17 protein-coding genes and 1 tRNA gene are annotated in these 17,708 nt (G+C 66.1%); 8 read left to right on the top strand and 10 right to left on the bottom strand.

The window, feature by feature from the left end; genetic code table 11:
- Positions 1-48 precede the first annotated feature (48 nt).
- From IP90_RS06835 to IP90_RS06820, 4 genes are all read left to right on the top strand, one after another.
- Positions 49-1,146, top strand: coding sequence for a dipeptide epimerase (locus tag IP90_RS06835; RefSeq protein ID WP_144898876.1), 1,098 nt, complete (start codon positions 49-51; stop codon positions 1,144-1,146).
- Between the two features lie 19 nt (positions 1,147-1,165).
- On the top strand, positions 1,166-2,011 hold the full coding sequence (locus tag IP90_RS06830) for a MurR/RpiR family transcriptional regulator (protein ID WP_144898875.1): 846 nt from the start codon (positions 1,166-1,168) through the stop codon (positions 2,009-2,011).
- A gap of 53 nt (positions 2,012-2,064) precedes the next feature.
- The gene (locus IP90_RS06825; RefSeq protein ID WP_144899230.1) at positions 2,065-2,814 is read left to right on the top strand and encodes a L,D-transpeptidase family protein; all 750 of its coding nucleotides are present in this window, start codon (positions 2,065-2,067) and stop codon (positions 2,812-2,814) included.
- Positions 2,815-2,902: 88 nt separating this feature from the next.
- Entirely contained in the window at positions 2,903-4,192 is a 1,290-nt protein-coding gene (locus IP90_RS06820; protein WP_144898874.1) for a dicarboxylate/amino acid:cation symporter, read from the top strand.
- 16 nt (positions 4,193-4,208) lie between these two features.
- On the opposite strand, the gene IP90_RS06815 is transcribed toward IP90_RS06820, so the two are convergent.
- Positions 4,209-5,150: a hypothetical protein gene (locus IP90_RS06815; RefSeq protein ID WP_144898873.1), complete on the bottom strand. Its 942-nt coding sequence runs from the start codon at positions 5,148-5,150 to the stop codon at positions 4,209-4,211.
- A gap of 2 nt (positions 5,151-5,152) precedes the next feature.
- A complete protein-coding gene (locus IP90_RS06810) occupies positions 5,153-5,488 on the bottom strand; it encodes a PadR family transcriptional regulator (RefSeq protein WP_144898872.1) in 336 nt (111 codons plus the stop codon).
- 163 nt (positions 5,489-5,651) lie between these two features.
- On the opposite strand from IP90_RS06810, the gene IP90_RS06805 reads away from it, so the two are divergent.
- Positions 5,652-5,727, top strand: a tRNA-Ala gene (locus IP90_RS06805).
- A 187-nt stretch (positions 5,728-5,914) separates the two neighbouring features.
- Here IP90_RS06805 and IP90_RS06800 read toward each other — a convergent pair.
- The 5 genes from IP90_RS06800 to IP90_RS06780 form a co-directional block, all read right to left on the bottom strand.
- Entirely contained in the window at positions 5,915-6,376 is a 462-nt protein-coding gene (locus IP90_RS06800) for a YMGG-like glycine zipper-containing protein (RefSeq protein ID WP_242007510.1), read from the bottom strand.
- A 37-nt stretch (positions 6,377-6,413) separates the two neighbouring features.
- Entirely contained in the window at positions 6,414-7,163 is a 750-nt protein-coding gene (locus IP90_RS06795; RefSeq protein WP_144898871.1) for a hypothetical protein, read from the bottom strand.
- 114 nt (positions 7,164-7,277) lie between these two features.
- Positions 7,278-9,653: an arylsulfatase gene (locus IP90_RS06790; RefSeq protein ID WP_144898870.1), complete on the bottom strand. Its 2,376-nt coding sequence runs from the start codon at positions 9,651-9,653 to the stop codon at positions 7,278-7,280.
- A 67-nt stretch (positions 9,654-9,720) separates the two neighbouring features.
- On the bottom strand, positions 9,721-10,098 hold the full coding sequence (locus IP90_RS06785) for a hypothetical protein (RefSeq protein ID WP_144898869.1): 378 nt from the start codon (positions 10,096-10,098) through the stop codon (positions 9,721-9,723).
- A 15-nt stretch (positions 10,099-10,113) separates the two neighbouring features.
- Complete coding sequence (locus tag IP90_RS06780; protein WP_144898868.1) at positions 10,114-10,605, bottom strand: YidH family protein; 492 nt, start codon at positions 10,603-10,605, stop codon at positions 10,114-10,116.
- Positions 10,606-10,932: 327 nt separating this feature from the next.
- On the opposite strand from IP90_RS06780, the gene IP90_RS06775 reads away from it, so the two are divergent.
- The 3 genes from IP90_RS06775 to IP90_RS06765 all read left to right on the top strand — a co-directional run bounded on the left by IP90_RS06775 (position 10,933) and on the right by IP90_RS06765 (position 14,441).
- Positions 10,933-11,547: a response regulator transcription factor gene (locus IP90_RS06775; protein ID WP_144898867.1), complete on the top strand. Its 615-nt coding sequence runs from the start codon at positions 10,933-10,935 to the stop codon at positions 11,545-11,547.
- A gap of 196 nt (positions 11,548-11,743) precedes the next feature.
- Positions 11,744-12,130, top strand: a complete 387-nt coding sequence (locus IP90_RS06770; RefSeq protein ID WP_158635297.1) for a response regulator transcription factor — start codon at positions 11,744-11,746, stop codon at positions 12,128-12,130.
- Between the two features lie 82 nt (positions 12,131-12,212).
- Positions 12,213-14,441, top strand: a complete 2,229-nt coding sequence (locus tag IP90_RS06765; protein ID WP_158635296.1) for a PAS domain-containing sensor histidine kinase — start codon at positions 12,213-12,215, stop codon at positions 14,439-14,441.
- Between the two features lie 27 nt (positions 14,442-14,468).
- Here the strand turns inward: IP90_RS06765 and IP90_RS06760 are convergent, their stop codons facing one another.
- The 3 genes from IP90_RS06760 to IP90_RS06750 form a co-directional block, all read right to left on the bottom strand.
- A complete protein-coding gene (locus tag IP90_RS06760) occupies positions 14,469-15,104 on the bottom strand; it encodes an ATPase (protein ID WP_144898864.1) in 636 nt (211 codons plus the stop codon).
- Positions 15,104-15,460 carry a type II toxin-antitoxin system Phd/YefM family antitoxin gene (locus IP90_RS06755; protein WP_144898863.1) on the bottom strand — a complete coding sequence of 119 codons (357 nt, stop codon included), beginning with the start codon at positions 15,458-15,460 and terminating at the stop codon, positions 15,104-15,106. Before IP90_RS06755 ends, IP90_RS06760 begins: the two co-directional genes overlap by 1 nt.
- A gap of 119 nt (positions 15,461-15,579) precedes the next feature.
- Positions 15,580-17,655 carry a TonB-dependent receptor family protein gene (locus tag IP90_RS06750; RefSeq protein WP_158635295.1) on the bottom strand — a complete coding sequence of 692 codons (2,076 nt, stop codon included), beginning with the start codon at positions 17,653-17,655 and terminating at the stop codon, positions 15,580-15,582.
- Positions 17,656-17,708 lie beyond the last annotated feature (53 nt).

Genomic DNA, 17,708 nt, shown 5'->3' with positions numbered 1-17,708 from the left:
CTTGGCGGCGCAAGCCGCGCGTCCATCCCACGAGATTCCAGCCAACACATGAAGATCACCCACATCGAGTTCGGCATGCTGCGGGTTCCGCTCAAGACGCCTTTCAAGACCGCGTTGCGCACGGTCGAAATGATCGAGGACGTCGTAGTCATCATCCGCACCGACAGTGGCAACGTCGGCTATGGCGAAGCGCCAGCGACGGCAGTGATCACCGGCGATACCCACGGCTCTATCGTGGAGGCCATCGACAAGTTCATCGCGCCGCGCCTGATCGGCCAGGACATCGCCAACCTCAACCGCATCACCCAGCTGATCCAGACCGCACTGGAAAAGAACACCAGCGCCAAGGCTGCGGTCGAGATCGCGGTCTACGACCTGTTCGGCCAGCTGTACAACGCACCGCTGTACAAGGTGTTGGGCGGTGGCGAACCGGTGATCACCACCGACATCACCATCAGCGTCGACCATATCGACAAGATGGTCGCCGACTCGCTGTCGGCGGTGGATCGCGGCTTCGAATCGCTGAAGATCAAGGTCGGCAAGGACATCGGCGTCGACATCGAGCGGATCAAGGCAATCTACGCCGCGGTCGAAGGCCGCGCGCTGCTGCGCCTGGACGCCAACCAGGGCTGGACCGCCAAGCAGGCGGTCTACGCCATGCATACGCTGGAAGACGCCGGCGTGCTGCTGGAACTGCTCGAACAGCCGGTAAAGGCACAGGATATCGATGGCCTGAAGTACGTCACCGATCGCGTGCATACGCCGGTGATGGCCGACGAAAGCGTGTTCGGACCGATGGAAGTGGTCGAACTGATCAAGCTGCGCGCCGCCGACATCATCAACATCAAGCTGATGAAAACCGGCGGCATCTCCAATGCCATCCGCATCGCCGACATTGCCGCGCTGTACGGCGTGGAATGCATGATCGGCTGCATGCTGGAGACCAGCATCAGCGTCGCCGCCGCGGTGCACGTGGCGGTGGCCAAGTCCAATGTCATCACCAAGGTCGACCTGGATGGCCCGTCACTGAGCCAGTTCAATCCGGTCGACGGCGGCGTGATCTTCAACGAGTCCGAGATCTCGATCACCGATGCGCCGGGGCTTGGCATCCGCGAGATCCGCGGACTGGAACCGATCCGGGTCTGAACAGGCGGAGGCCTCGACGATGGCGCCCCTGCTGAAAATCCGCTCCGAACGCGACCAGATGTCGGCGATCGAACGCCGCATCGCCGACTTCATACTCGAAAACGCACACCTGCTGCGCGACTACTCGTCGCAGCAGCTGGCCAGCGCGCTGGGCATCAGCCAGTCCAGCGTGGTCAAGTTCAGCCAGAAGCTGGGATTCAAGGGCTATCCGGACCTGAAGTATTCGGTCGGCGAAGCGATCGCGCGCAACACCGGCCAGGATGAAGCCGGGCGCGTGCTGGCGCTGGCCGACGATCCGCATGCCGCGCTCGCCGAGGACCTGTGGCGGCAAAAAGCGCGTGCGGAAGAGGAAACCCGGCTGATCAATCCGCCGGAGCGGATCGACGCGATCGCCGCCGCCATAGGCGGCGCAGGCCGGGTATTCGTGATCGGACTCGACGGCGACGGCGTGCTGGCGCGTGCGTTCGCACTCAAGCTGTCGCTGCTCGGCATCCTGACCGTGCATCACTTCGATCCGGTGCTGATGGCGACCAGCGTCTCGGCCGCAGGCACCGGCGATGTGCTACTGGTGTTTTCCGAGCACGGTGGCCAGGTCGCGTTGAGCCAGATCAGCCGCCAGTTCCACGAGCGCAAGGGCAAGGTGATCTCGGTCACCCGCTACACCGCCAACCCGCTACGCGCCCACGCGGACGCCTCGCTGCTGGTATCCGCGCACGACGATCGCGCGCACATCGAGCCGTTGCTGTACCAGTCGGCGCTGCAGCACCTGCTGGATCTGATCTTCGTGCTGCTGTGCGAAGGCGGCGAACGGATGGCGCGGCTGGAAGCCAATCGCGAGCGCATCCAGCTTATGCTCGAACCATGAACGCCTCTTCCGCAGCAAGGTATCGCACCGCATCACTGGCGAAACGGTTGCGCGTGGCCGCAATGGTGCTGATCGCTTCCACGGCGCTATTCGTCGGCGCCTGCACGCAGCACATCGCAAAGGATCCATTGCCCTGGTCGGATGCGCAGCAACTGGTGCTGGTCACGACGGCCGACTGGAGCGCTACTGACGCCACGCTGCGCACCTACGCCCGTGATGGCGACGGTTGGCGCGAAGTGGGCGCCGCCACGCCTGTCACGGTCGGGCGCGCAGGTTCGGCATGGGGCCTGGGCCTGCATCCTGCGCAGGACAAGGGCCCACAGAAGCGCGAAGGCGATGGCCGCGCGCCGGCCGGCGTGTTCCGGATCGGCAGCGCGTTCGGTTATGCCGAATCCGCCGATACCGCCCTGCCCTATGCGGCGATGCACGCATCCAGCTATTGCATGGATGTCGTCGGCTCGCCCTTGTACAACCGCATCGTCGATGCCAGGGAAGTCGGCGCGGCGGCAGTCGCCGGCTCCACCGAACCGATGCGGCTGGACCTGCGCACACCCGGCGACCAGCGCTACAAGCTCGGCTTCGTGATCGAACACAATGTCGACGGCAAACCCGGCGCCGGCAGCTGCATCTTCGCGCACCTGTGGAAGGCGCCTGGCGAGACCACCGCAGGCTGCACCGCGATGGCCGAGCCGGCGATGCAACGCCTGTACGGCTGGCTGCGGCCCGACTCGAAGGCGGTGTTCGTGCTGTTGCCGGAGTCCGAACACGCACGACTGAAGGCACCATGGCACCTGCCCTTTTAGGAGCGCACCTGGGCGCGACCGCTCTCTTTCGCAAGAGCGGTCGCGCCCAGGTGCGCTCCTACACCAACATCGATAGAGGACGTACTGCATGTCGTTGACCACTCGCGTGTTGCTGGCCCTGATCGCAGGCGCCATCGGCGGACTGCTGCTGGCGATGTGGGATCCCGCCACTGCGACCATGTCCGCCAACGCCGTGCAGCCGATCGGACGCCTGTGGCTGAGCGCATTGCAGATGACCGTGGTGCCGTTGGTGGTGGCGCTCGTCGTGATCGGCGTCAACACCGCCAGCAATGCCGCGGCCTCCGGCCGCACCGCGCGCAAGGCGATGATCGTGTTCGTGATGCTGCTGAGCGCGGCGGCGGCCTTCGCCGCACTGGTGGCGCCGATGCTGCTGTCGTTGCTGCCGCGCGACGACGCACTGGTGCACAGGCTGCGCGACGCCACCACGCCGGTCGAACAGACGACGCCGACCACCCTGGCGGACTGGTTCGGGTCGATCATTCCGGCCAACGCCATCGACGCTGCCGCGCAGAGCGCGATGCTGCCGCTGGTGGTATTCGCGCTGTTCTTCGGTTTCGCCCTGACCCGCATCGACCCGGAGCGCCGTACGCGCATGGTCGACTTTCTGCAGACCATTTCCGACACCATGATCGTGATCGTTCGCTGGGTGCTGTGGGCGGCGCCGCTGGGCGTGTTCGCGCTGGTGTTCGCGGTGTGCGCGCGGGTCGGCGCCGGCATGCTCAGCGCACTGGGTTACTACATCGCCCTGCAGTGCGTGCTGTACCTCTCGGTGACCCTGATGCTGTACCTGGTGGCGGGGTTCTTCGGTGCCTCGCCGATCCGTCGTTTCGCCGTCGCCATCCTGCCGGCACAGGTGGTCGCCGCGAGCACGCAGTCGTCGCTGGCTTCATTGCCGGCCATGATCGAAAGCGCGCGCACCCGGCTGGGCTATCCGCTGTCGGTCACCTCGCTGGTGCTGCCGATGGCGGTGTCGTTGTTCCGCATCACCAGCCCGATCCAGTACATCGGCGTGGCTGCCTTCGTCGCCTGGATCTATGGCATCGACGTCTCCGCCGCGCACGTGGTTGCCGGCGCGGCACTGGCCGTGGTGATCAGCCTCGGCTCGGTCGGCCTGCCCGGCCAGGTCAGTTTCATGGCCACCAACATGCCGGTGGTGCAGTCGATGGGCCTGCCGGTGGAGCCACTCGGCATCCTGCTGGCAGTGGATACGATCCCGGATGTATTCGCCACCCTGGGCAATGTCACCGCCGACCTGACCGCCACCAGCGTGGTCGCCAAGGACGCGCCGGCCGACGAACCCGGCTCCCTGCACATCCACATCGAGACCGTCGACGCGCCTCGTCCCCGCCCGGGCTGAGCCCCCGGAGCGAAACTTATCGGCCCGGCGCAGGTGCTGGCCGGACGCTCCGGTACAGGCGAACACCCCAGCCGATCAGCGTGAAGGCGACGATCAGCGCCAGCAGGAACTTGGTCGTTCGATCGCTGGCCGGCGCCATGAATACCGGCCCATCCAGCACGATCCAGACCAGGACCGCGCAGATCGCCACGCCCTGCACATCTTCGACGCGCCGCATCGTGGCCGACCAGCGGCCACTCACGATCACCGTGGCGAAAATCGGGATGTACAGCAGCATCAGCAGCAGGAGCAACCACGTCGCCGGGCTCTGGCGAAACGCCTCGGTGTACGTCAGCGCCTCGTAGGCCGCAGGCGCCGCACGCCCGCCCCAGAAGAAATCCAGCACCCAGCGCGGTTCGACCAGCACGTACAAGCCGCACAGTATGCCGACCAGTGCCATCGACATGGCCACGCGCCCGCCCTGCACGCGATCGCCGGCACGCGGCTTCCACGCCGAAGTCTGCGGCCATCGACGACGCGTCCAGGTCGCCAAGCCGAATCCGACGACCAGCATGCCCGGCCACCACAGCGAACCCACCACCGTACCCACCCACCATTGGCCGAGCTTTCCGAGGAATCCGCCGGCATCGCCCGGCTGCAGGAATACCTGCAGCAGCCCGAGGCTCCAGATGATGGCCAGGCCGATGACGGTCCAGCGCAGGAACGCGCGTCCATCCGCGGGATCGATGACAGTCAGCTCCGGACGATAACGCGCCGCCACGTCCGCGGGTCGACCGAAGGCTTCCAGAAACTCGATCGCCATGGCGGCATCGACCGTGCGCCCGGCCACTTCGGCTTGTTCCTGCAGGCCTTCGTCGATCAGGGCACGCAACTCGAACGCCACGTCATTGCGCTGCCTGCGGGGCAACTGGACCGCCACGTCGTTGACGTAGGACTCGACCAGGTCGTTCGCGTTCATTATCAGTCCCCTTCCAGGAGTTGAGCCATCGCCTCGTTCATGCCCTGCCAGGACTCGGTGAGCTTCCTGAGCAGTTTCCGGCCATCCGCATTCAGCACGTAGTAGCGCCGCGGCGGCCCGTCCTCGATCTTCCACTCGCTTTTCAGCAGGCCCTGCGTTTCCAGGCGGCGCAGCAACGGATACAGCGTGCCCTCTTCGATGGGCATGCCCTTCTCCGCCAGGGCCTGCCGCAACTCGTACCCGTAGCGCGGCGCGCGCAACTGCGAGAGCGCGGCCAGCACCAACACCCCGCGCCGCAGCTCGAGCTCCAGTTTTCCGAAAGCGTCCAAGTCACCCATGCGCCGCACATTACTGTGCCATACACAGTAAGTCAAGTGGTCGGCCGAATGCGTTCGCACTGGCGATCCGGCCGCGTTGGCTCCCATCTGCACCTTGGTCACCCCATGCCGCAACCGACGACTGGCGTCCTCGCAACGCTGCCGCTAGAATTCATCCGGCTGTGGGGCGGTAGCTCAGCTGGGAGAGCGCCACGTTCGCATCGTGGAGGTCAGGGGTTCGATCCCCCTCCGCTCCACCACCTCAGCCAGAACAGCGTGTCGCACCCTGCGGTGTGATGCGCTGTTTTGTTTTGGGCACAGGCTTGACGGCTCGCGACCGCAATAGAGCGCCGTGCAGACCTTGCTGCGAAGTCCGTCGATGAACCATGGAATGCAGCGCTGCGTGATGCAGTGGTGGGTTCGCGATCCCAGCCTCTTCCGGATGGATTACTTGACGCTGTAGCCGCGCCCCTGCATGCAGGCGCCATAGGCCTCGTAGTAGGTCGCCAGCGCCTGCGATTTCGATGCCTGTGCCTGCTGCGCCTGCGCCGCGTGGTTGCGTCGCGCGCGTGCCCCGCCGGCGAGCACGCCGGCCGCGGCGCCGACGCCGGCGCCCTTGCCGGCATCGTCATCGACGATCTCGCCGATCACCGCGCCGCCGGCGGCGCCACGCAGCGCCCCGCGCACGCGTTCGCCCTGCGGGCCCGTGGATGGCGCGGGTGCGGCAGCGATCGCAGCCGGATCGATGCCGGTCTGCTGCTTCGACCAGCCCAGGCATTGCGCGTCGTCGGTGGTCTGCTGTTGCGCATCCTGACCCTTGGACGGATAGGCGATGGGCTTCTGCGCCCAGACCATGCTCGCGGTGGTCAGCAAGACGATCACCGTCATGAAGCGGATGAAGTTGCGCATGCCTTTCTCCTGCATGGACGGAGCGGAGATCGACGCGTCAGAAAATGAAACCGTAGCCCACCATCGGACCGCTCATGATGATGTCGGTCGTGCTGCTGCGTGTTTCCAGTCCGACCGACAGATGGCGGTAGCCGAACAGCCACGCGCCGCGCTTCATCCGATACTGCGCCACGGCACTGGCATTCCATGTTCCTTCGGTGTCGCCGAAGGAACCGTCGCCACGCAACGTCAGCTTCCAGCGTTCCGACAGCGCCCAGGTGTAGCGTGCACCGAGCATGAAGTCGCTGAACGACTTGCTGTTGTCCAGCGTCCTGCCAGGGAACACCGGATTCGCCGGAACGAATTTGACCGTCAGGTCGACGTCGATGTAACGCAGCCCGGCGAACACATCCAGGCCTTGCATGCGCGCGTTGTCCGGGCTCCAGGTGGCGGCAAGCTCGAACAGCCGCGTATCCAGGTCCGACTCGGTATGGAACCGAGGGCGATCATGCTGATCGGCCAGGCCGAGCAGGGTGAAGTCGGTGAACACGCCAAAATGTTCGCCCTGCCCTTCGATATGGATCTGGAAGGCCGAATCGATCTTGTCGATGATGCCGCCGAAATCGGTCTCGGTGCTGACTTCGATCAGCGGAGGATGTCGCGTCCGCAAATCGGTATCGATGCCCGCGGCCCAGCCATAAGGCGCCACCATCCACTCCCAGTCTTCGTCGGCCTGGGCGGGAGATGACATTGCCGCGGCGCACAATGCCGCGGTGCCCAACATCGCGTGTCGCAGGATCGGGTTCATGGCTGCCTCCTCAGGGATGAGCACGTCGACTGTGGTGTGCGCGTGACGCTGACCGCTTCCGCCACGTGGACGGTGGAAACGGCCTTTTCGACCAGGCCACACCAGGGCCTGATACTACTGCCGCGCCATCGCGATGCGTACCGCCTGTTCCGGGTCGACGAGGTGTTGCGCATTTTCCGCAGCGTCGTCGATGGCGATCTGCACGCCCCTGACCTGGCCGTTGAACTCGTTTCCGCGCGGACCGTAATCCTCGGACACCGGCGATCCGGTGTCCTGGCCGACATCGCAACCGTCGTCGGCCGAGAAGACCATCGCCGCCGTCACCGATACCTTGCCTTCGCCGACCTTCTTGCCGTCGACGAACAACGACACCGTACCGCCCTTGCCGAGGCCGCCACCGTCGTAGGCGAATTCCATCCGTACCTGGTGCCTGCCTGGCGACAGCGCGCTGTCGGCCTCGACGTAGGTGTAATCCACGCCCAGCAGGTTGTAGCAGTACTTGAGCCTGCCGCCCTTGGCATAGAGGCTCCAGCCGCCGATGTTGCCGCCCTGGGCGATGATCACCCCCTCGGCGCCGGCCTTGGGCACGTCGATTTCGGCGCTGACCGAATGCGACTTGTTCTTGATGCTGACGACCGAATTCTCCGACAGCCGGCCCATGCCGCCGAACAGCAGCTGCGTGTTGCCGCGGATCAGCACGGGCCGGCCGGCAAGGTCGGGATTGATGCGCTCGGCGACCCGGTCGTCCAGCGGTAGCACGTTGTAGCGGACTGCTTCGATCAGCCACAGCCGCTGCAGGTCGTGCAACTTATCCGGCATCTGCTTGGCCAGGTTGTTGGCCTGGGTCCAGTCCTTGCTGGTGTCGTAGAGCTCCCAGACATCGTCGTCGAATGCGGGCGTCTTCTCGCCGACCAGCACCCACGGCGTCTTGTGCCGCGTCACCGCCGTCCAGCCCCTGTGGTAGATGCCGCGGTTGCCGAACATCTCGAAATACTGGGTCTCGTGCCGCTCGTCTGCCTTGGCGTCATTGAACGAGTACAGCATGCTGACGCCCTCGATCGGGTGCTGGGCGATGCCGTTGACCGTGACCGGCTCGGGCAGTCCCGCCGCTTCCAGCAGCGTCGGCGCGACGTCGATCACGTGATGGAACTGGGTGCGTTGCTCGCCCTTGGCCTTGATGCCCTTGGGCCAGTGCACGATCGCGGGATTGCGCGTCCCGCCCCAGTGCGAAGCGACCTGCTTGGTCCACTGGTACGGCGTGTTCATCGCATGCGCCCAGCCGACCGCATAGTGGTTGTAGGAATCCGGGCCACCGAGCCTGTCGAGCCGCTCCATCAGGAATTCGGGCGTTTCCAGCGCGGCAGCGCCGTTGAAGTTGATCATCTCGTTGAAGGTGCCGTTGAGCGTGCCTTCCGCAGACGCACCGTTGTCGCCGAGGATGTAATAGACCAGGGTGTCCTCGAGCAGGTCGAGCTGTTCCAGGTTGTCGAGCAGCCGGCCGACGTGGTGGTCCGCGTATTCCATGAATCCGGCATAGACCTCCATCTGCCGGCGCAGCACCGGCTTCAGTGCCTCGGGCATGTCGTCCCAGGCCGGGATTTCCTTGTGACGCGCAGTGAGCTGGCAATCCTCGGGAATCACGCCGAGCTTCTTCTGGCGCGCGAAGGTTTCCTCGCGGAGTTTGTCCCAGCCGTGATCGAACTTGCCCTTGTACTTGTCCGCCCATTCCTTCGGCACGTGGTGCGGCGCATGGGTCGCGCCGGGTGCGAAGTAGACGAAAAACGGTTTGTCGGGGATCAGCGCCTTCTGCTGGCCGATCCAGCCGATGGCCTTGTCGGTCATGTCCTCCATGAGGTGGTAGCCCTCTTCCGGCGTTTTCTTCACCTCGATCGGGGTGGTGCCTTCGTACAGCGACGGATACCACTGATGGGCTTCACCGCCGATGAAACCGTAGAAGTATTCAAAGCCGCCGCCACCAGTCGGCCAGGCGTCGAACGGGCCGGCCGGGCTCGTCTCCCAGACCGGCACTTCATGGCATTTGCCGAACTGCGCGGTGGCATAGCCGTTGAGCTTGAGCGTGCGCGCGATCGGCGACATCGTGTTCGGCAACACCGAACAGTAGCCGGGCGAACCGCTGGCGATCTCGGTGATGCCGCCCATGCCGGCGGAATGGTGGTTGCGCCCGGTCAGCAGCGCCTGGCGCGTCGGTGAACACAGCGCAGTGGTATGGAAACGGTTGTATCGCAGGCCGCCTGCGGCCAGTCGCTCCGCATTCGGCGTCTGGCAGGGACCGCCGAACGCGCTGCATGCGCCGAAGCCGGCGTCGTCGATCAGCACTACGAGGATGTTCGGCGCACCCTTGGGCGGGCGCAGCTGTTCGATCACGGGGAAACGGGTGTCCGGATCCTTGGCGTCGTAGGTCACCAAGCCCATGCGGATCGCGTTCGACAGTGGCAGGTGGGCACGATGATGCTTGTCGATGGTACTCATGTCTGGACTCCTACGCCTGTGGATCGTGGGAACAGGGAACAACGGACCTTAGCTTGTCGCGACGCCATCAATGGCCGCGCGCCAGGCGCGTAACCAGGCCGCGGACGAGCAGGTAGGGCACGATCGCCAGGGCCAGGGCGACCACGATGGCTTCGCCCGGATAGACGAAGCGCATGACCATGAACTGGTAGGCGGCATCCAGCGCCAGTGCGAGGACGAACACCTTGCCGATGCTCTTCCAGCCGTCCCGCAACATCTCGCGCCGGTGCGCCGGATCGCTCAGCAGCGCCCAGAAGTACGGCGCCTTGCCTGCGCTGGCATCGGCCAGTCCGGAACGGATCGCGAACGCGATCGCCATGATCGGCTGCAGCAGCAGCCTGAATTTCATCGGCCCGCTGACACGGCCGTCCATGTTCTCGACGAAACGCATCCAGATGTCATCCAATGAAGTTCTCCGGAACTACCACTGCAGGAACAGCCACGCGGACGTGGCTCCGCCGGCGAATATCAGAAGCGCGGTGTAGATGATCACGGCACGGTGCAACGGCCTGAATTGCGCCGTCTCGATGTCGTGATTGACATGCCAGTAGCGGTACAGCGACCACATGACCAGCAGGATGCCGATCACCACCATGCCCGCCCCGGCGTGTTCGGAACTGCGCAGCGTCGGTTCGGCATGACCCGGCACCAGCTTGCCTTTCTCCTGCAGGAACACACTGAAACGGTTGATGGTGATGCCGAATCCGATCAGCGAGATCGCGGTGCGCAGGTAGGACAGGTGCGTGCGCTCGTTGGACAGATGCGAGCGCAGGTCGGACAGGCCGGTCCGCTTGATCGACAGCCGCGTACGGTGCGTGGACAGCAGCGTCGAGGCCGTGCCGCTGTCCTTGCCTTCGATCGAACGCGCCAGTGCTTCCGGCAGCGCCGGGTCGCCTGGCTGGACCGCACTCATGTCGCCTCCAGCGGTGCGGCGCGACCGCACCCGGGCGTTCCGGTCGGCGCGTTGGCTGCAGATGCCCGGCAAACGGGAGAAGCTTGCTTCGCGATCATCACGGCCATGGCTCCTACTCCAAGTTTGCGGGCTAAACTAGAGCCGATGCGGCGTTGCCGTAATTGGACTTTGATCCCATGGCGTCGGCCGATCCGCCGACGCCGGACACGAGAGCGGTGGTGATCGGGTCCCTGGACGCATGTAGTCCGGTGGCCGGTCTATCGCCGTCATGACGTTTTACCGAACGGCGTGGCCGTTGGCCGGGGTGCGGCCAGCAGGGAGAAGCCCGTGAATGCCGATGCGACGGTATTGCTGATCGATGACGACGCCGACGTCCGTGATGCCGTCGGCCGGCTGCTGCGTTCGGCGGGATGGAAAGCCGAGGTGTTCGCCTCCGCGGAGGACTTCCTAGCCAGCAACAGCCAGGTCAGGATCGGCTGCGTCGTGCTCGACGTGCGCATGCCCGGCATGAGCGGCCCGGAACTGCACGACTGGATGCGCGAGCACCACGTGTCGCTGCCGGTGATCTACCTGTCCGGAAACTGCGATGTCCCGACCAGCGTACAGGCGATGAAATACGGCGCGGCGGACGTGCTGCTCAAGCCCGCCGATGCCGACGTCCTGCTGCAGGCCATTTCCGACGCGATCGCAAGGCATTGCATGGACCGGGCCCGCCACGACCTTGCCGACAGTATCCATCTGCGGATGCAGCGACTGTCCGCGCGCGAACGGCAGGTCATGGACCACGTGATCGTCGGTCGCCTCAACAAGCAGATCGCTGCCGACCTGGGCATCGCGGAAAAGACGGTGAAGGTCCATCGCGGCCGGGTGATGGCCAAGATGGAGGTACGTTCGGTCGCCGAACTGGTGCACCTGTGCGACCAGCTGGAGAGCACCGTCTAGGTGGCTGGTCCACGCACGGCGCAGGCCCCCTGTCCGCCAGCCAAGACTGCGGCGGGATGGGATCAAGGTCCCATACCTTTCCAACCCGCTTCGGCTCAACGTGGGCGCGGGCGGGAAATGCAACAGCCGCCCGTTGACGAAGCCCGGTTGCGATTGGCCGCCGGCATCGCCCTGGACAACAACGGGAGGCCGGCCAGTGGCCAGGGTGTCGAAATCCGCGGTGGTCTACATCGTCGACGACGACGATGCCGTCCGGGCCGGCTTCGCGCGGCTGCTCCGGGCCGCGGGACTCGAGCCGCGCGCCTACGAATCATCGGAGCGGTTCCTCGCCGAGGTCGAGGATGGTCCGAACGCCTGCGTGCTGCTCGACATCACCATGCCCAGCCTGACCGGTCCCGACGTGCAGGCGCAGCTCAACCAGCGCCATGTCGGGCTGCCGGTGATCACCGTGTCGGCACGCGACGACGAGGAGACGCGAGCCTGGGCACGCGCGCTGGGCGCGCGCATGTTCCTGCGCAAGCCGGTCGACGACCAGGCACTGCTCGACGCCATCCAGTGGGTGCTGGACGGCAAGCCGCGATAGGCACGGCTTCGGCGAAGGATGGCTCGTCCCGCGTTTCCTGCGCGCCTGTTCGCACGATGCATGCGTGCGACGGATGCCGGCCATGACCTGGGTCGATATCATCTGGCCCGCGCTGGGCGGCGTAAGCCTGGCACTGGGGCTTCTCCACTTGCTGATCTGGCTGAGGCAGCGCAACCAGCCTGCCCTGCTGATGTTCACGCTGGCCGCCGGCGCGGTCAGCATGCTGGCGATCTTCGAGCTGTTGCTGATGCGCGCGCAGACGCCGCAGCAGTACGCCGCGCTGCTGCGCTGGGGGCACCTGCCGGTCGCCATCCTGGCGATCGCGCTGGTCGGTTTCGTGCTGCTGCATTTCCGCGCCGGGCGCGCCTGGATCGGCTGGACCGCGTGCGCGCTGCGCGTCGCCATCACCCTGCCCGGCCTCCTCTCCGGCGGCAGCCTGCGATTCCGGCAGATCACCGAGTTGCAGCCAATCGAGCTGTGGGGCGGCGTGATGGTGGCCACGCCCATCGGAACCGCCAGCCCGTGGGTGCTGTTCGCACAGATCGCAGATCTGCTGCTGGTGCTGTTCCTGGTCGACACGATCATGGCGGTCTGGCGACGCACGCGCGATCGCGACGAACGGCGCCGGGTGCTGCTGGTCTGCGGCAGCATGATCGCGTTCGTCGTGCTGACCAGTGGCTGGTCGATGTTGGTGGCCTTCGGCTGGCTCCAGGCGCCACTGGGACTGAACCTGCCGTTCCTCGCCGTCCTGCTGGTGATGAGCTACGAGCTTGGCGGCAGCGTGATCCGTGCCGCGATGCTGGAGAAGCAGCTGCGGGAAACCGAATCCAGCCTGCGCGGCAGCGAACAGCGATTCCGCTTCACCGCCGATGCAGTGGGCATCGGTTTGTGGAACTGGCATGTCGACGAGCGCAAGGCCTGGCTCACGGAAGCCGGCAGCGCCCTGCTCGGCGTGGAGGGGGAAGGCCGCATCGACGCCGACTCTTTCCTGGCGCGCGTGTCACCACTCGATCGCGAGATCGTGGCGCGTGCGCGCGACGAAGCGCTCCAACGCACCGGCAACTTCCAGTGCGAGTTCCGGATGTCGCAGCCCGATGGCAGTCTGCGCTGGCTGGCCGCCACCGGTCGGGTCGAACCCACGCCCGCCGGTTCTCCGTCGCTGCTGCGCGGCGTGGTGCTCGACATCACTCGCCAGCGACAGGCGGAAGAGCGCTTCCGCCTGGTGGTGGAGTACTCGCCCACCGCGATTCTGATGATCGACGGCAACGGCGCCATCGCCCTGGCCAATACCCAGGCCGAGCGCGTGTTCGGTTACAGCAATGCGGAACTCCTCGACCTGGACATCGACACGCTGGTGCCGTCGCTGGCGCGGCCACAGCGTTCGCGCGAACCTATCCGCACGCCGGGCGACAAGCCGGTGATCGCCCGCGACCTGTCCGGATGCCACAAGGATGGCGGCCGCGTCCCGATCGAGGTCGCACTCAACCCGATCCGCATTGCCGACGACCTGTACTCGCTGGCATCGATCATCGACATCAGCGAACGCCTGCGTTACGAGAAGGAGCTTGCGCTGCAACGCAGCGAACTGGCCCACCTGTCGCGCATCACCCTGCTGGGCGAGATGTCAGGCTCGCTTGCGCATGAACTCAACCAGCCGCTGACCGCGGTGCTGAGCAACGCGCAGGCGGCGTTGCGGTTCCTCGACCGCGAAACCCCGGACCTCGTCGAAGTACGGGAAAGCCTGGTGCAGATCGTCGAGAACGACAAGCGCGCCGGAGAAGTGATCCGGCGACTGCGCGCGATGCTGCGCAAGGACCCCGTCGACCACCAGGCGCTGCAGATCAACGATGTCGTGCAGGACGTGATCCGCATGGTCAGCAACGACCTGCTCAACCGCAGCGTGTCGGTCTCGCTGGACCTGGCGCCTGGGCTGCCGGCGGTGAATGGCGACCCGGTGCAGCTGCAGCAGGTGCTGTTGAACGTGGTGATCAATGCCTGCGACGCGATGGGCGACCTGCATGGCGGGCGCGCGCTGGCGATATGCACCGGCCGCGCGCCGGACGGCATCCGCATCGATGTCAGCGACGTCGGCCGGGGCATTCCCGAAGAGGATCTCGAACGGATCTTCGAGGCCTTCGTCTCGACCAAGCGCGAAGGCATGGGACTGGGCCTGACGGTGTGCCGCACCATCATCCAGGCCCATCGCGGAACCCTTTGGGCGACCCGCAATACCTCCGCAGGCGCCACGTTCCACGTGCTGTTGCCGTTGGCCGAGGTGCTTGGCGGGGAGTCGGAAAGCGCTTCTGCCTGATCGGCAGACATTCCCCGGAACGCACACTCACCCGATCGTCAGCGACAACGCCGCTTCGACCACCGGCTTGGCCCACTCCGGCGTCCGCTGCAGCGACGCAAGGTCGGCCGGACGCACCAGCCTGCCTGCGATCGTTTCCAGCACCAGTACGGGATCTGGAATCGCCTCGCCATGCGCGGCATCGACGCTGTTGTCGTACACCTGCAGGTGGGCCAGATGCGGCATCAGCGCGATCAGGTTTTCCAGCGCGGTTGGATAGCGCTCGCGGATCCTGGCCTCTGCGATGTCATGGCCACCGGCCGCGACCCGCGCCTTGACGCGAGCGATGTGCTGATCGGGCGAGGACAACCCGCAGAACCAGATCATCACGTCGTGGGTCGCGGTCGCCGCCTTGATCCTGGCAGGAACGGTACGGCCGCCGAGCGTGGTTTCGAAGGCGTAATGTCCGCCCTTTGCGATGGCGTCGTCCAGCCGGCGCATGCCTTCCTGCCAGGCCATCGCATTGGCTTCGGTCTGCTCGCAGCCTGTCGCCGCGATCAGCTCGCGCGCGAACGTATCCGGGTTGAACCAGTCCAGTCCGGCCTGCCGCAGCAGGTATCCACCGATCGAACTCTTGCCCGCGCCGTTGACGCCGGCCAGGACGTAGAGGACCGGACGCGGCATCAATGGCCGGTGCCGGCCTTGACCTTGTTGCCGAGCCTGACCGGAGCGCGCATCAGCGAACGCAGGCGATCACCGGCATCGACGGACTGCAGCGACGCCAGGCGCTCGTCGAAGCGCTGGCGAAGTTCATCCAGCGCGGATTCGTGTCGCGATCCGGCTTCGTGCAGCGCCTGCAGGATGGCGTCGTATTCCCCGGCGGAGAGAATGACCGCCTCGGGCTCGTTGTGGTTGGTGACCACGACCTTGCCGATGCGGCCGATGGTCTTCATGACGCCGCGCCAGCCGAGCTTTTTCACGTCGGATGCCGGCGTGCGCGGCAGGTCCTCGATCGCATCGAGCCTGAGTGTCTGGACCATCTTCCCGCTCCTGTGGACTGGGATGAGGCTAATATACCCTTTTTGGCCATTTTGGCAACCTGCCATTGGGGCCGGCGGCGAGAAGCCTGCCGCCAGGCCGGAATCGGGTTCCGCTCCGTTCAGTCCCGCGCCAGCACCACATCCAGACCCAGCAGCCAGCGCCGGCCCGGCGCCGGCTCGTAATAGCGGCCGTTGCTCTCGTTGACGATCACCGACCCGATTGCGTCGCGGTCGAACAGATTGTCGATCCGGGCGAAGCCGGTGACCTCGAATACACCCCACCGCCAACGCCGCTGCGCGCTGAGGTCGAAAGCGACATATCCCGGCGCACCAGCAGTGTTGCCATCGTCGGCGAACACGTCGCTGATCGCGTGCGCTTCCAGTGCGATGTCGAAATCGTCGACCGGCAGCCAGCGCAGTTCGGCCCAGCCGTTGTGGCGCGGCAGTCCGGGAATGCGGTTGCCAGCGGCGACGACGTTGTCCGGCTGCGCGCACGGCGCGGCGCCGCACACGGCGAACGCTTCCCGGTAGCGGGCATCGAGCCAGGTATAGGCCAGCGCGTACTGCCAGCGCGGTGACCACGCGCCGGACCACGACAGTTCGGCGCCCTGCCGGCGCGACGCCGCCGCATTGGCGTAGGTGCTGCGGCCGCCCTGGTTGGCAGCGACCACCAGCTCGTCAGCGGTATCGCTGCGGAACACGGCAAAGCCGACGCGGGTGTCGCCGCGACGCGCACGCAGGCCGGCCTCGATGTTGTCGCTGGTCGCAGCGCGCAAGGCGGTGTTGAGTCCGCTCAGTCCATCGCTGCGATAGGACAGCTCGTTGAAAGTCGGCGTCTCGAATCCCCTGCCGGCATTGGCGTACAGGCTGAGCCAGTCGCTGGCACGGAACAGCAGGCCGGCGACCGGCGTGGTTCGCGCGTAATCGAGCCGTCCGCTGTCGTCCGGGTTGTCCGCGGTGACATAGGCATCGCGCGAACGGAATGCGACGCGGCTGCGGCGCACGCCCAGATCGATGCGCCAGCGCGGCGCGAGCTCCCAGTCCGCCTGTAGGTACTGGTCGTTGCCGTCGACGCGATTGCGTTCGTCGCGGCGCAATGCGCCACGCACGCCCAGTTGCGTGCCGACGAAATTCTCGTAGCCGCGACGATGCTCGTCGGAGCGCTGGTATTCGATGCCGGCCGTCAGCGTGAACGGACGCGTCGCCAGTTGTCCCTGCCATTGCCAATGCGCATCGACGCCGCCGTAGCCGCGATCCAGGTCGATCACGCCGCCGCTGCTGAGCGGGTTGCGCTGCGCGGCCACCGGCACGGTCAGGAACTGCACGGTATCGCGACCGCCGCCATGTACCGTCGCGCCGAACCGGCCCGGCCCGACGCCATGTTCGAAGTGCGCGCCGAGTTGCTGTTGGCGCACGCGCTTGCGGGCATCGAACAGCAGCGCGCCGGCGCTGGCGGCACGGCGATCGACCTGCAGTTGTTCGTACGTGAGCCCCTGCGGATCGTCGGCTTTGGAGTCGAGCGCATTGGCGATCACTCGGAACTCGCCATCCGTGCCGAAGTCGCTACCCAGCGCGAGCTGCGCGTTGTCGCGGCGCGCGCGGCTGTGCTCGCGATAACCGTCGCTGGCGAAGGCGCCGGCATCGATCCGGTATCCGCCATCGCCGCGCTGCCAGGGCCCACGCCAGGACAAGGCGCCGCGCCACAAGCCGTCGCTGCCTGCAGCGACGGCGGCGGCCAGTTCGGGTCGCGCCGGCGGCGCGGCACTGAACACCTGGATGACGCCGCCTGAGGAGTTGCCGTACAGCGCGGAGAACGGCCCGCGCAGCACCTCGATGCGCCCGGCGGCCTCCAGCGCGACGTGCGAAACCTGGCCCTGTCCGTCCGGCATCGTCGCCGGGATGCCATCGGTATACAGGCGCACGCCGCGCACGCCGAAGCTGGCGCGCGTGCCGAAGCCGCGGATCGATATCTGCAGGTCCTGCGCCTGGTTCTGGCGATCGCGTGCCAGCACGCCGGGTACGCGCTGCAGCGATTCGGACAGATTCACCCGCGGCTGCGCGCGGCGGATCGCATCGGCATCGATGCGGTCGATCGCCGCCGGCACCAGCAGCGCGTCGTCCTCGCCACGTGTGGCGGTGACGACCACGGTATCGAGCGTGCGCGGACGCACCGGCTCGGTCGCGTGCGCAGGCATCAGCAAGGGGATGAGAAGCAGCGGAAACAAACGCAAGAAGGCCGGCATTCTTC

The sequence above is a fragment of the Luteimonas cucumeris genome (genome assembly GCF_007830035.1).
GTDB classification, from domain to species: domain Bacteria; phylum Pseudomonadota; class Gammaproteobacteria; order Xanthomonadales; family Xanthomonadaceae; genus Luteimonas_C; species Luteimonas_C cucumeris.
Note: the sequence above shows the minus strand (reverse complement) of the source record. Positions and strands in the feature narration are given on the sequence as shown.